General features: G+C 34.0%; 15 protein-coding genes. 11 read left to right on the top strand and 4 right to left on the bottom strand.

Translation table 11 applies throughout. From position 1 onward, the window contains the following. Nucleotides 1-4: 4 nt before the first annotated feature. The 4 genes from CRO00_RS02270 to ctaG all read left to right on the top strand — a co-directional run bounded on the left by CRO00_RS02270 (nucleotide 5) and on the right by ctaG (nucleotide 4,015). Nucleotides 5-1,897 carry a cbb3-type cytochrome c oxidase subunit I gene (locus tag CRO00_RS02270; RefSeq protein WP_097072019.1) on the top strand — a complete coding sequence of 631 codons (1,893 nt, stop codon included), beginning with the start codon at nucleotides 5-7 and terminating at the stop codon, nucleotides 1,895-1,897. After that, the gene (locus CRO00_RS02275; protein ID WP_097072020.1) at nucleotides 1,897-2,520 is read left to right on the top strand and encodes a cytochrome (ubi)quinol oxidase subunit III; all 624 of its coding nucleotides are present in this window, start codon (nucleotides 1,897-1,899) and stop codon (nucleotides 2,518-2,520) included. Before CRO00_RS02270 ends, CRO00_RS02275 begins: the two co-directional genes overlap by 1 nt. Before the next feature lies 1 nt (nucleotide 2,521). Then, nucleotides 2,522-2,863 (top strand): cytochrome C oxidase subunit IV family protein, encoded by a 342-nt coding sequence (locus CRO00_RS02280; protein ID WP_097072021.1) that lies wholly within the window; start codon nucleotides 2,522-2,524, stop codon nucleotides 2,861-2,863. 231 nt (nucleotides 2,864-3,094) lie between these two features. Continuing rightward, nucleotides 3,095-4,015 carry a cytochrome c oxidase assembly factor CtaG gene (gene ctaG, locus CRO00_RS02285; protein ID WP_097072022.1) on the top strand — a complete coding sequence of 307 codons (921 nt, stop codon included), beginning with the start codon at nucleotides 3,095-3,097 and terminating at the stop codon, nucleotides 4,013-4,015. Between the two features lie 170 nt (nucleotides 4,016-4,185). Here the strand turns inward: ctaG and CRO00_RS02290 are convergent, their stop codons facing one another. Then, complete coding sequence (locus tag CRO00_RS02290) at nucleotides 4,186-4,584, bottom strand: YugN family protein (RefSeq protein ID WP_097072023.1); 399 nt, start codon at nucleotides 4,582-4,584, stop codon at nucleotides 4,186-4,188. 148 nt (nucleotides 4,585-4,732) lie between these two features. Here CRO00_RS02290 and CRO00_RS02295 point away from each other — a divergent pair, with 148 nt between their 5' ends. The 3 genes from CRO00_RS02295 (at nucleotide 4,733) to CRO00_RS02305 (ending at nucleotide 8,021) form a co-directional block, all read left to right on the top strand. Next, entirely contained in the window at nucleotides 4,733-5,806 is a 1,074-nt protein-coding gene (locus CRO00_RS02295; protein WP_097072024.1) for a CAP domain-containing protein, read from the top strand. 210 nt (nucleotides 5,807-6,016) lie between these two features. Then, nucleotides 6,017-7,495, top strand: coding sequence for a UDP-N-acetylmuramoyl-L-alanyl-D-glutamate--2,6-diaminopimelate ligase (locus CRO00_RS02300; RefSeq protein ID WP_097072025.1), 1,479 nt, complete (start codon nucleotides 6,017-6,019; stop codon nucleotides 7,493-7,495). Between the two features lie 79 nt (nucleotides 7,496-7,574). Further along, complete coding sequence (locus CRO00_RS02305; protein ID WP_097072026.1) at nucleotides 7,575-8,021, top strand: YlbF/YmcA family competence regulator; 447 nt, start codon at nucleotides 7,575-7,577, stop codon at nucleotides 8,019-8,021. Nucleotides 8,022-8,062: 41 nt separating this feature from the next. Here the strand turns inward: CRO00_RS02305 and CRO00_RS02310 are convergent, their stop codons facing one another. Then, complete coding sequence (locus CRO00_RS02310) at nucleotides 8,063-8,983, bottom strand: glycerophosphodiester phosphodiesterase family protein (RefSeq protein WP_097072027.1); 921 nt, start codon at nucleotides 8,981-8,983, stop codon at nucleotides 8,063-8,065. 190 nt (nucleotides 8,984-9,173) lie between these two features. On the opposite strand from CRO00_RS02310, the gene CRO00_RS02315 reads away from it, so the two are divergent. After that, nucleotides 9,174-9,446 (top strand): YlbG family protein, encoded by a 273-nt coding sequence (locus CRO00_RS02315; protein ID WP_097072028.1) that lies wholly within the window; start codon nucleotides 9,174-9,176, stop codon nucleotides 9,444-9,446. A gap of 12 nt (nucleotides 9,447-9,458) precedes the next feature. On the opposite strand, the gene CRO00_RS02320 is transcribed toward CRO00_RS02315, so the two are convergent. Next, complete coding sequence (locus CRO00_RS02320) at nucleotides 9,459-9,848, bottom strand: DUF7147 family protein (RefSeq protein ID WP_097072029.1); 390 nt, start codon at nucleotides 9,846-9,848, stop codon at nucleotides 9,459-9,461. A gap of 52 nt (nucleotides 9,849-9,900) precedes the next feature. Here CRO00_RS02320 and CRO00_RS02325 point away from each other — a divergent pair, with 52 nt between their 5' ends. From CRO00_RS02325 to coaD, 3 genes are read left to right on the top strand one after another with little or no spacing between them, the layout of a single operon-like run. Next, the gene (locus CRO00_RS02325) at nucleotides 9,901-11,322 is read left to right on the top strand and encodes an RNA polymerase II (RefSeq protein WP_097072030.1); all 1,422 of its coding nucleotides are present in this window, start codon (nucleotides 9,901-9,903) and stop codon (nucleotides 11,320-11,322) included. Between the two features lie 16 nt (nucleotides 11,323-11,338). Continuing rightward, nucleotides 11,339-11,893, top strand: coding sequence for a 16S rRNA (guanine(966)-N(2))-methyltransferase RsmD (gene rsmD / locus CRO00_RS02330; RefSeq protein WP_237658315.1), 555 nt, complete (start codon nucleotides 11,339-11,341; stop codon nucleotides 11,891-11,893). Between the two features lie 23 nt (nucleotides 11,894-11,916). Next, on the top strand, nucleotides 11,917-12,405 hold the full coding sequence (gene coaD / locus CRO00_RS02335; protein WP_097072032.1) for a pantetheine-phosphate adenylyltransferase: 489 nt from the start codon (nucleotides 11,917-11,919) through the stop codon (nucleotides 12,403-12,405). Between the two features lie 42 nt (nucleotides 12,406-12,447). On the opposite strand, the gene CRO00_RS02340 is transcribed toward coaD, so the two are convergent. Beyond that, a complete protein-coding gene (locus CRO00_RS02340; RefSeq protein WP_237658299.1) occupies nucleotides 12,448-13,308 on the bottom strand; it encodes a hypothetical protein in 861 nt (286 codons plus the stop codon). Between the last annotated feature and the right edge of the window lie 133 nt (nucleotides 13,309-13,441).

Below are 13,441 nucleotides of genomic sequence, written 5' to 3' on the forward strand. Positions count from 1 at the left end.
AGTTGTGAGCTCTGTCGCAGTCTCAAAGAAAAAGGGCTTTGGAGCAGTTTTGTGGGATTATTTAACAACTGTTGACCATAAAAAACTAGGCGTTATGTATTTATTCGCAGGGGTTTTATTCTTTGCTATCGCTGGTTTTGAAGCGCTATTAATGCGTATTCAATTAATGGTTCCAAACAATGATTTTATTTCTGCCGGCCTTTTTAATGAATTATTAACAATGCATGGAACAACAATGCTATTCTTAGCAGCGACTCCATTGCTATTCGGATTTATGAACGCGATTGTACCATTACAAATTGGTGCACGTGACGTAGCATTCCCATTCCTAAACTCATTAGGATTCTGGTTGTTCTTCCTTGGTGCTATTTTCATGCACTTATCATTCTTTATGGGTGGAGCACCTGATGCTGGATGGACTTCTTACGCATCATTATCTTTATATTCACCTGGACATGGTATTGATTTCTATGTATTAGGTTTACAAATTTCTGGTGCTGGTACGTTAATTTCTGGTATTAACTTCATCGTAACAATTATTACAATGCGTGCACCTGGTATGACGTTCATGCGTATGCCTTTATTTACTTGGACTACTTTAATTTCAAGTTCATTAATTTTATTCGCATTCCCTCCACTAACTGTTGGTTTATTCTTCATGTTAGTTGACCGTATGTTCGGAGCAAACTTCTTTGATCATACAATGGGTGGTAACACAATTATTTGGGAACACTTATTCTGGATCTTCGGACACCCAGAAGTTTATATCTTAGTATTACCTGCATTCGGTTTATTCTCTGAAATTATTCCGGTATTTGCTCGTAAACGTTTATTCGGATACTCTTCAATGGTATTCGCAACAATTTTAATTGGTTTCTTAGGTTTCATGGTATGGGCTCACCACATGTTTACTGTAGGTATGGGACCAACTGCTAACGCAATTTTCGCGATTGCTACAATGGCGATTGCAGTACCAACTGGTATGAAAGTATTTAACTGGATCCTTACTATTTGGGGCGGTTCAATTAAAGTTACAGTGCCAATGCTATACGCTCTTGGCTTCATTCCATCATTCGTAGCTGGTGGGGTAACAGGGGTTATGATGGCCACTGCACCACTTGACTACCAATTACATGATTCTTACTTTATCGTAGCTCACTTCCACTACGTAATCGTTGGTGGTATCGTAACAGCTATTTTCGGTTCAATGCACTATTATTGGCCTATCATGTTTAACCGTACTTTAAGTGAAAAATTAGGAGTTTTAACTTTCTGGGTATTCTTTATCGGATTCCATTTAACATTCTTCCTACAACATTTCTTAGGTTTAATGGGTATGCCACGTCGTGTATTCACGTTCCAAGCAGACCAAGGTTGGGATTTATTTAACTATATTTCATCTATCGGTGCGATTATGATGGCTGTCGGTGTAGTTTTATTAGTAATCAACGTATTACTATCTATCAAAACTCCACCAGTTAATAGAAGAGACTACTGGGGCGATGGACGTTCTTTAGAATGGTCAATCCAATTACCAGTTCCATTCTATAACTTTAAACAAACTCCACTTGTTCGTGGTTTTGACCCATGTTGGTTAGAAAAACAAGAAGGTAATAAAGAAATGATGACATATGCAGAACCACTTGGTGATATTCATATGCCAAACAATTCAATCTTACCTTTAATTATGTCTATTGGTTTATTTATTGCAGCATTTGGTGCACTTTATCATCCAGATGGTGTTTCATGGTCAGTTCCTGTAATTGTAATTGGTTTAGGAATTACTGTATTAGCTATGATTACACGTTCTGTGAAAGACGATCATGGTTTCCATGTACATGTTGAAGAAGTTATTGCGACTGAAGAACGTCTTTATGGAAAAGGGGGTAACAAGTAATGGAAGAAACTAAATTCACCCCACAAACTTGGCCGAATCACGCTGAACAAGCAACTGCTGAAGGGAAAAATAAATTCGTAGGTATTTGGATCTTTATTTGTAGTGATATCGTATTATTTGCCAGCGTATTTGCAACTTATCTTTCTTTAAGAAACAAAGGTCCTGCTGGAATGGAGTTCACTACACAATCGTTATTTGAATTACCATTAGCATTTGTCATGACGATGTTGCTTTTAACATCATCTTTAACATCTGTATACGCGATGTATCATATGAAAAACTATAATATTAAAGGCGTTATTACATGGATGGCAATTACTGTATTATTAGGTCTTGGCTTCCTTGGTCTTGAAATTTATGAGTTTTATCACTATGTACACATTGGATTCGGGTATACACAATCTGCATTCTCTTCTGCGTTCTTTACTTTAGTAGGTACGCACGGGTTGCACGTTATCATTGGTTTAGTTTGGATTACATGTTTAATCGTACGTAACGCTAAACGTGGTCTAAATTTATACAATGCTCCAAAATTCTACGCAGCGTCAATTTATTGGCACTTTATCGACGTAGTATGGGTATTCATCTTTACTGTAGTTTACTTAATGGGGGTGTTAGGATAATATGGGACATCATACTGAAGTACAAGCAAAAACAAAAGCTCAATATGAATATGACCGCCATCACAATGCGGTACATATGAAAAAGCAAGTTGTTAATTTTGCCATCATGATTTTCTTAACATTTCTAGCATTTGCAGTAGTAGTAGCAGATTTTTCTCCATATTTAATTAAACCGTTTATTCTATTACTAGCTGGAATTCAAGTTGTACTACAATTATATTCTTTCATGCACATGGATGATAAAAATGGTCACCATATCGGAGTTATTTCAACTTACGTATGGTCAGGTGCAATGATTATCTTCCCTGTATTCTTAGCATTTGTTACTGTCGTTTGGTGGTAATCTATTGCAAGAGGCACGCTTCTGGAGTTTCTTCAGAAGCGTGTTTTTTTAATTATGAAATTGTTGAAGTTTACAGCGGGGTGTTATTTAACTTGCTATTGAATCCAACAATCAACAAAATATCAGGATAATAATTTTGAATAAATTAAATTAATTGTCATAGTTCGTCCATTGATGTTACTATGTAAGCGTTCTATAATGAGACTATTGAAATAAAGGAGCGCTAGAACGATGCCGTTAAGTATATTTGGTTTTCAAGCATTATGGAGCCCGTATTTAATAGGGGTAATCATTTTTCTAACTATAGTTTATTTTTTAGTTACTGTTGTTTGGAGAAAAGATTTTAAAGTAAGTGAACCTTTAAAGAAAAGTGAGGCAATTTATTTTGTTCTCGCAATGATTTTAATTTACGTTATTAAAGGATCGCCAATTGATTTAATGTCTCATATTATGTTCACATATCATATGGTGCAAATGGCTTTTCTACTTCTATTAATCCCTATGTTATTAATTAAAGGTATTCCTTGGTGGGTGTGGAAAGTTGTTGTAGAAGCCCCTGTTGTCCGAAACATATTTAAAATCTTTGGACAACCAGTAGTTGCAATTTTTGTATTTGCTTTAATGTTTTCTATTTACCATTTACCACTTGTATTTGATACGATAAAACTAGATGAAACGTTCCATGGAATATTTACATTTATTTTGTTTCTTTCAGCATTCTTTATGAACTGGCCGTTGATTCATGATGTAGAGGGTCAACCACAGATGAAAGGGTTATATAAGATTGGATATATTATTGCAAATGCAATTGTTATTACCCCAGCTTGTGCATTAATTATTTTTAGCCCTGATCCGATGTATGCTACATATACAGATGGTGAAACATGGTTAAAAGCAATGGAACTTTGTGTACCTACTTCAACTTTATCTGGTTTAGCATTGTCTGGTCCTCAAATTTTCAACAGTATGAGCCCAATTAGAGATCAACAAATGGGCGGGGTACTAATGAAAATTATCCAAGAAATTATATTTGCTTTCGTTTTATATAAAGTCTTTATTCGTTGGTGGAGAGAAGAAAAATCAAACGAAGATGCAATTACAGAAAATGCATTAAAAGAATTCCAAGCTAAAAAACAAAGTCAGCAATATTAATTTTTATATTTAAGAGACTATCAGAAGCTATTGCTTCGGTAGTCTTTTTTTGTATATATTACCCAATTCGTTATTTTTACAAATGAAAAAAGAATGTAGGTAAAGTGAAAATTACTTTATCTACATTCTATGAGTTTAGTATTATATTACTCTATTAATCTAGAAGCCTATTACGCTTTAACTGTTTTCTTTCCAACTTCTGTTTCTTCAGCAGTTAATCCAAGATCTGCGAATTGTTTTTTAGCATTAGCTAAAATTTGTTCACATTCTTTAACTAAATGTTTTGGGAATACTTCATCCTCGTATTCTACTCCGTGTGGGTAATAGTATTTACCAAGTGCAGGTTTACCAATCTTTAAAACTGCGCTTTTATTACCAACATCACCAGAGATAGCACTACAGAATACACGTAAATAATAGCGACCTTCTTTTAGATCGAAACGTTTATCGAAAGTCATGCGATCGTAATCCCATGCACCATGGCATTCCAAACCGTTTTTTTCCATAACGCTTACAAGGACTTCTTGTTCAGCAGTTATATTTTCAAGAGTTTTGTTATCGAAATACATTTATATATCCTCCTTTAGAAAAATCGTACTTAAAGTATAGGCTCAATGTTTATAATAGAGCAAAATAACTTTAGTTGCAATGGCAACATTGTGTCAACAAATATATAATAAGATATAATTACCATAAAAACGAAAGGATAGAAATGACATGAAAACTCTTTTTCGAATATTAATTGTCCTTTCATTTCTAGCAATTATTTTCTATTATTCATCTAATTCGAATAGTGATTATGAACCTTTAGAAGGACCAAATTCTACATCTCAAATTATACCGAAAACGATAAGCGATCTACAAGTGCTGCAAGATGCTTTACCAAGACCTGAAGAAGGCCTATCCACATTAATAGGAAAAAAAAGTAAGATACTATTAGAGAAGTATGGAGAACCAAGCAGATATGACCCATCTCCATATGGTTACGATTGGTGGATTTATAATACAAATCCAGAACAGTTTGTCATGTTTGGGGTGAACAAAAATTTAATTACACAGGTTTATACGAGTGGGCAAAATATCGATGTATCACCTTATAAAATAGGACAATCTTTATCAGATATTTATAGAATGACCATTGTGAATTCTGAAATCGTTGCTAATATTGGAGATAGCATATATACATTTACTTTAAGCGAAGAAGATATGAATACTCGAATTTTAACGAAATTTGATGATATATTTGCTCAATTATATATTGATAGTGAACGAGGGGTATTAAGTGGAGTTCGGTTTACAGATAGTAAGTCGTTAGTGATGCATCGCCCTTATGAAATGTCTTTTGTAGGAGAACTTCTTTCACCACCGAACCCAACTTCATTTTTAATAGAAGAGAGTAATCAAGCTGGTGCAAATCAATTGTTTGATTTGTTAAACGTTTTTCGTGTCCAAAATAATATACCGACAATTGAGCCTGATGCACAAGTATCTGTATTAGCGATGCAGCATAGTGAGGATATGTATAGCCAAAATTATTTATCCCATGACTCCCCAACAAAAGGTTCATTGAAGGATCGTTTAGACGAAGCAAATATTCTATATGATGAGACGGAGGAAAATATTGCAACAGCTTACTTTGATTCGATTGAAGCTGCTCATGGGTGGTTAAATTCAAGTAGCCACCGAGAATATATGTTAGATGACGAGTTTACTCATGTTGGATCGGGTGTATTTATTAATTACTATACACAAATTTTCTTACAAAAACCGATTGAAGAGGAAGCTGAATAAATACCTTATATAGAACACTGGAAGGATTTTTAATTCCTCAAGGTGTTTTTATTTTGACCTTTTATTTCTATACAGAAGTGTGAGCAATCAGTAGTTAGAAGTGTAAAGTACTTATAAAATTATTGAAGGATAAATCTTTTTGAAAAAGCCGGCACGATTTTAGTGTCATGAATGGACCCTAGGCATAATATAGGGAAAAGGAGTGACAACTTGCAACTAGCAGAACTATTAAAAGATTGGCCGTGTACTGTTAAGGGTGGTTCAATACGAGTTGAAGTGCTCGGTATAGAGGACTATGCGCAAGGAGTAAAAAAAGGTGATCTATTTGTAGTAAGAAAGGGAAAAAACTCAGATGGATTAAAATATATGGATATAGCAATTGAAAATGGTGCTGTTGGCGTAGTAATAGAGGACGAGAAATTACTAGATACGTTGAAATTGTCAGTGCCTATTATTTGGGTTCCAAACTGTTTGAAGTTTATGTCATTCAGTGCAGCAAAATTGAATCAATTTCCAGCAGATGCAATGCAAGTCATTGCGATAACGGGGACAAATGGAAAAACAACAGTAAGTCATTTCATTGGTCAATTACTATATGCACTACATAAAAACGTAATTGTCATCGGAACAAACGGGATTTATATTAACGGAGTAGAAGTTAAATTAGATTATGAAAATTTAACAACTTTACAACCAAAACATCTACACAAAATATTAAAAATTGCCGTTAGCCGTGGTGTTCAATATGTTGTGTTAGAAGCGTCATCGATGGGATTAGCAAAACACCGTCTAGATGATTGTTCAATTGATGTTGGCGTGTTTTTAAATTTAGCAGAAGATCATATAGAGGATCATGGCTCTTATGACAAATATAAATCAGCTAAACAAATACTAGCTACATTGTCGAGTCAACTTGTCTTAAATGGTGATGACTCATTCTGTCGTACTGTAGGATTACAGGCAAAGAAGAAAAAAGCCTACTTTGGTCTAGGAAATCGGGTTGATTACCAATTACAAATGCTAGCGGAAGGTCTAAGTACAACGACTTGTTGTTTACAAAGTAATAAAGGTCAAAAAGTATTCTCAGTTCCGTTTGTTGGGGACCATCATCTACAAAATACGATTGCAGCAATAAGTACTGTCAGTGAACTTGGTTTTTCAATTGAAGCGATTTGTGAGGCAGTTGAAAAGCTTTATTTACCTAAAGGAAGATTAGAAGAAATAAAAAATAAACTAGGTTTATCGATTTATATTGATTATGCACATACAGAAGCTGCTTTGAGAGCTGTATTGCAAACGTTAAAGAAAACAGTAAAAGGTGACCTCATCGTTGTTTTTAGTTGTGGTGGGGATCGTGATAAGCATAAACGAATGAAAATGGGAGCTGTTGCCTCAAAATTTGCAAATAAGATTTACTTAACAATGGATAATCCAAGAAGTGAGGATCCTGAAGTTATTAATGCTCAAATTGCAGCAGGGTTTACACCGAATCAACAATATGAAATGATACTTGATAGGGCAAAAGCAATTGAAACAGCTATTCGTTCAGCAAAAGAAGGAGATACCATTTTAATTGCCGGAAAAGGCCATGAAAAAACTCAAACGATTGGTTCAAAGCAATTTGAGTTTTCCGACTTTGAATGTGTTCGGCAAGTGTTAGAACAAAGCACAATCGATCGCGTAGAGTAATTACTAACATCATCAAGTATTCCCAATACAAACATTCTTTAATTTCTGTTATGATGGTATTAGATTGGAGGAAGTAATGATGATAATGACATCAGAATGGGCCTTCATTATAGATGAAGCAGATCAATTAAGTGAAATGATCCTTTCTTCTGAGCAAGCTCAAAAATACCGCGATGCTTATAGAGAAGTATATAGTGATGAGTCTTTAGTGCAACAGATTCATGCATTTACAAAAATGAAAGAACAATATGAGGATGTACAACGATTTGGGAAGTACCATCCTGATTATCATACAATAATGAAAAAAATACGCGAGCAAAAACGCGCATTAGATTTAAACGAACAAGTAGCAAATTTAAAAATTGCTGAAAACGATTTTCAAGATTTATTAGATGAGGTTAGCTTAATCATCGGAAAATCGGTATCAGAGGCGGTTAAGGTCCCTGTAAGTAATCCATTTTTTGCATCAGATTCATCTTGTGGCTCTGGTTGTGGAAGTGGTGGGAGTTGCTCATGTTCTGCATAAATGTAAAAAAAGGCGAAAATGGGTAATTCCCACTTTCGCCTTTATTGTACTTCCTCTTGGATATATTGTTGTATACATTCAATTGCAATATCTGGGCGATCTGTTACGATTCCTTTTGCACCGATATTTAGTAAGTGACGCATTGTATCAGTATCGTTAATTGTCCAATAGTGAACTGGGATGTTTAATTTTCCTAAGAAGGCAATGAATCTAGAAGAATCTAATGAAACTACACCAGACTTCATAGGAATTTGGAAAACATCAACTTTTGGATGATATAAATGGCCAAATTGACTTGAGAAAGCAGTAAATGCCTTTCTAACATCATTTTCTCCTGCACCTAATGCTACTCGATTTTGTGCGTATAAATTAAAGCGGTCCACTTGTTCGCTAAAGAAGCTTGTTACGACAATTTGATTTTCTGCATTATATTCTTCAATTAATCTCCAAAGTTTAGAAGGCATTAAGCTCCCTTCATACGTATCCGGTCCATCTTTTATATCAATATTAATATAAGTATTTGGATATGTTTCGAATAGTTCTTTTAAAGTTACGATTTCTACTTTTTCTTCTTGATACGGATAATTGCCTTCTAAGTCTTGGAAGTTATATCCAAAGTTTAATTGTTTTAACTCTTCTAAGTTCAAATCTTTTACAAATCCTACCCCATCACTTGTTCGATCTACTGTTTCGTCATGGAATACGATGATTTCTTCATCCTTTGTTAATCGAATATCCACTTCAAATCCATCAACACCTAAAGTAAATGCCTTTTCAAATGCAAGCATTGTATGTTCAGGCGCCAAATGAGAACCACCACGGTGTGCTAAAACAATTGGTTGCTGCGTTTGTAAAACTTCTTTATCATCTCTTCTTTGTGGCTTTGATACGGCTTTACTGCCAGCCCATGCTGCAGCACTGGCAGCAGCGATTGCAAGAGCTACTTTTGTTTTCTTTCCCATTATGATCCTCCTTAAATGGAACTTAACTATGTTAACTAAAATGGCTTTTCTCATTTCAAAACAAATTTATATTTTTTATCATACTTTAAATATGATTATAACGGAAAATCTTACCTTGTGTCAGCTAAACTCTGTTGCTATCAAAATTAACTATATGGTATGCTTTTATGTAAGAAATGAGGGAATACAAATGCAAGAACGACAAGGAATTATTGTTTACGTCCATCAACTTAAACACGCAAAAGGTTTAAGAAAATACGGACATGTTCATTATATTTCGCGAAAGTTAAAATATGTTTTAATTTATTGTAATCGGGATGAAATTGAATCGACAATAAATAAAATACAACGCCTTCCTTTTGTGAAAGACGTTGTTGAATCGTTTCGCCCGTTCTTGAAAACTGAATTTGAAAATGCAAAACCAGATAAGGCAAAAGAGTACGATTATAAAGTTGGCTTATAGCTAAATTAAGGATTATTGCTTTGGTGGTATAAAGTGATTCATTCGTAGGATTCCGATTAAATGTTGATAATATAATGATGTTTCGGAGTATACTGTCGAATGTTTGACCTCCATTGGAATTGCTTTCCTACCAATCTCATGTAATGCATTTTCGAAAATCGTAAGTCTTTTGGAAGGTTTTTCAGGTGTATACGGAATACCTTCACGACATATGTAAATAGGCATAAACTTACCTTCACCTGCTGCTTTAAAGGTAGCAGCAATTGAAGCTACTTGTTTATCTCCTTTATTCGAAATGAAAATAAATGCATTATGGAATCTTTTTTCGTTTGTTTTAATGAGCTCACAAAGTTCATAAACGTCTCCATAACCTTGTCCGAGTTCAATAAATTGTTGTATCAATATTCACACTTCCTTTCAAAATAATAGTATCATGATGCAGGAGGTTAGGCACATGAAATATGCAATAAGTTTTTTTGCAGTACTTGTTTTAGTCATAAGTGGTATGCTTTTTTTCCAATATCAAGTCTTTTCGGACAAAGTCGAGACTCAAGTAGATGATTTTACCTATACGCAGGAAATTGATATTACGTATCGGAGCGGGAGTTTAGACATAAGACATCACTTTAAAAATTTGCCAAATCAAGTGATTGATATTCAGTGGCCGAAACTAGCAATTAACCCAGATTGTTTTATTGAATCAGAAAATACTTGTAAACGCTTAAGTGAAGATAAAACTAAGTTTGAAAAAGGGGACAACCATAGCCAATCGTTGTCTTACATAATACCACTAAATAATGAGTTGAAATCTAATCAATTATTAAAAGAAATTTTTGTCTCTTTAAAAAAAGGTGAAGTAACATATTCAACAGTACATATTTCTACAGATAAAAATGTTGAGGGTCAATGGATTACTGGATTGCCGAAAATTGGTCAACAAACATTATCGCTTGTTAACTATTCGATGTTTAGTGGGACAGGTCCTGTTTCAGAATTGTACTGGAATGCGGGTAAATTAAATCTACATAAAACTGCTGACGTTTTATCGGTTTATACAAAGAAACCGTTATCGGACGACTTAATTAAGAAAATAAAAGATTTAAATTTGTTAAACGAAAATCATATTGCCATTGTTGAAGGAGAAAACATTTCAAAACTTCAAGGAAAGCGCATTGTATTTTTGAAGGATTTATCAATGAATTCTATAAAGCGCCAAGTTATTCTTTCACAAGCAAAAGCACAATATAAATTTAATGATAGCCCACTGTGGTTAAGTGAGATGGTCGCTTCATTTTTAGCAGGCACTACGATTGGTGGAGATAAATCTACCGAAATCGTAAATACTTTAACTCATCAAATGACAGATAAGCAATTAGCAAACTGGCTTCAAATGTTAAAAGATTTAAAGGGCAAAGAAATATCAGCCAAAATTTTAGATGAAGCATTATCAGAAGTATTTGGTATCCATACACAATATTTAAGTATGAACGAATCAGCAAAAGAAGTGTTCCCATTTTTATTTAATGATAATAGAGAGATATTGGTAGATTCGTACTTACAAAAAGATGTTAATGTGATTTTTAAAAACGGGTTAATTTTATATTCTGCCGATACAATTTTAAAACATTTAGGTTATGAAACAAGTAACGGAGATAATGGATACTATGTTTACAATAAGGAACGTAATTTCCGATTCCCCGAAAATCATGGTTTCTATGTGTATAACGAAAGAAGATACAATACAGTATCCAAGCCTATCGTTGAAGTTGGTGGAATTCAGTATATTGAAGAAACGTGGTTGCAAAAATTATTTACAGTAGAAATTGAGAAAAAAGATGATTCAATTTCAATTAAATCTACTACAGCACAACAATAGAAGGTTTGGTGATGACATGAGAGTTGTAGCAGGTGAACGAAAGGGAATGCCCTTAAAAGCAATTACTGGAACTACTACAAGACCGACGACTGACAAGGTAAAAGAATCAATTTTCAACATCATTGGTCCTTTTTTTGATGGTGGGATCGTATTAGACCTTTTTGCAGGTAGTGGTGGATTAGGAATTGAAACCTTAAGTAGAGGAGCAAGTCGCGGCATCTTTGTTGAAAAGGATGGACGTGCTTACCAAACTTTATTAGAAAATATTAAAAAATGCCGCTATGAAGAGGTTGTTGAAACATATAAAACCGATGCAAACAGAGCCATTAAAGGGTTACTAAAAAGAGACTTGCAAATTAATTACTTGTTTATGGACCCGCCTTACGCCAAAGTTGAATATTATAATTTAATTACGGCTTTAATTGAGGCAGACAAGTTAACTGAAGATGCAATTATCGTTTGTGAACATGCGAAAGAAATTGACCTACCAAAAGAATATGGTCCATTTTCTTTAACAAGACAGGAAACTTATGGGGGAACAATCATCTCTATATATCGTAACCATATATAGATAAAAGGAAGAGGGAGAAACGGTTGTCAGACAAAATTGCAGTAGTACCAGGGAGTTTTGACCCGATAACAAACGGGCATCTAGATATTATCAAACGGGCAGCAGATGTATTTGATCTTGTATATGTAGCGGTCTTAAATAATTCTTCAAAAAACCCACTTTTTACGATAGAAGAAAGAGTGGAGTTAATTGGAAAAGTAACAAAGGATATACCAAATATTCGCATTGAATGTTCTTCTGGGTTGCTTATTGATTATGCTCGCTCTAAAAACGCTAAAGCGATTGTACGGGGCTTGAGAGCGATTTCTGACTTTGAGTATGAAATGCAAATCACTTCTATGAATCGTTTTTTAGATGAATCGATTGAAACATTTTTTATTATGACAAAAAATCAATATTCATTCCTTAGTTCAAGTATTGTAAAAGAGGTGGCTCAGTACGGTGGGGTTGTAACTGGCCTTGTTCCAACTATTGTAGAAGAAGCGCTTTCAGAAAAATTTATTAATAAATAGTAAAATGGACAAAATCAGAAAATTTGATTTTGTCCATTTTTTTTAAAGGAAAATTAAGTAGTATAATAATGGAATTAATAGGGTATAAAAGATTCGCATAATTGTATAGGGCTTTAATGAGAGTTGCTCACTCTTGGCGATTACAGCAACTTGCATATGAATACTTAAACTTTGGCTCGTTAAAAAAAGTGCAAGGATTACTAATAAAAGTGTAGGTTGTCCACTAAACATTTCCTGTCCAATTTTTAATCCGTTTGTCATTTCAAGCATTGCCGCTAACGAGAGCATTATCCCATTATGTATTTCTGGAAAAAAGCTTTTCACTGAATGAATGACAACTGTATAAATCGTCGTAAAGAAAATGATGGTGGATCCTACAACTAATACGGTAGGAATACTATCTTTAATACTACTAGTAAAAGGGTTTTGTTGTTTAGTAGATTTGATGTCAGTAAAATTTAGTGTCTCACTTTTCCCTTGTCCAAAATAAAAATAGAAGCAGCCTAGTATGATGAGGGAAACAATATGGTACAAAAATAAATATTGCCAACTAAACGTCGTATCATTTAACAAGTCATTTCCAACGAATCCGAGTACGAATAGAGGGCTTGGACTATGACAAATACTTAAAAGGATGTTTGCTTCTTTCAAGGAGATTTGTTTACTTTTTTTTAAATAAGTAATTGTTGCAGCCCCTGTAGGAAACCCTCCTAATGCGCTAATTCCATATGTTTTAAAGTATAACTTAAATCGTGATAACGAATTGTTTGTATTAGGCGTTAAACGTATAAACCATTGAGTTAAAATTAAGTACGGTAATAAATATGGAAATAAAGCTTCCATAAATAATTCTATACCTAAATCTGTGCCTTCGTGGGCGACACCAGGAAATAGCAATAACAAACAAAGTAAGGTGATACAAACGAATAAATATAGTAGTGGAATAAGCATCATCTCTTTTCAAATTTTTGTTTTCCAAATCCTCTAATGCTAAACTAATATATGCGTTACCTTAAATTTTTAGTCTATCAATTTG

The organism is Ureibacillus xyleni (assembly GCF_900217795.1).
GTDB classification, from domain to species: Bacteria; Bacillota; Bacilli; order Bacillales_A; family Planococcaceae; genus Ureibacillus; species Ureibacillus xyleni.

Excerpts from the sequence above, each read along its gene's own strand:
- CRO00_RS02275 (WP_097072020.1), top strand. The coding sequence starts at position 1,897 with ATGGAAGAAACTAAATTCACCCCACAAACTTGGCCGAATCACGCTGAA.
- CRO00_RS02280 (WP_097072021.1), top strand. The coding sequence starts at position 2,522 with ATGGGACATCATACTGAAGTACAAGCAAAAACAAAAGCTCAATATGAA.
- ctaG (WP_097072022.1), top strand. The coding sequence starts at position 3,095 with ATGCCGTTAAGTATATTTGGTTTTCAAGCATTATGGAGCCCGTATTTA.
- CRO00_RS02290 (WP_097072023.1), bottom strand. The coding sequence starts at position 4,584 with ATGTATTTCGATAACAAAACTCTTGAAAATATAACTGCTGAACAAGAA.
- CRO00_RS02295 (WP_097072024.1), top strand. The coding sequence starts at position 4,733 with ATGAAAACTCTTTTTCGAATATTAATTGTCCTTTCATTTCTAGCAATT.
- CRO00_RS02305 (WP_097072026.1), top strand. The coding sequence starts at position 7,575 with ATGATAATGACATCAGAATGGGCCTTCATTATAGATGAAGCAGATCAA.
- CRO00_RS02310 (WP_097072027.1), bottom strand. The coding sequence starts at position 8,983 with ATGGGAAAGAAAACAAAAGTAGCTCTTGCAATCGCTGCTGCCAGTGCT.
- CRO00_RS02315 (WP_097072028.1), top strand. The coding sequence starts at position 9,174 with ATGCAAGAACGACAAGGAATTATTGTTTACGTCCATCAACTTAAACAC.
- CRO00_RS02325 (WP_097072030.1), top strand. The coding sequence starts at position 9,901 with ATGAAATATGCAATAAGTTTTTTTGCAGTACTTGTTTTAGTCATAAGT.
- rsmD (WP_237658315.1), top strand. The coding sequence starts at position 11,339 with ATGAGAGTTGTAGCAGGTGAACGAAAGGGAATGCCCTTAAAAGCAATT.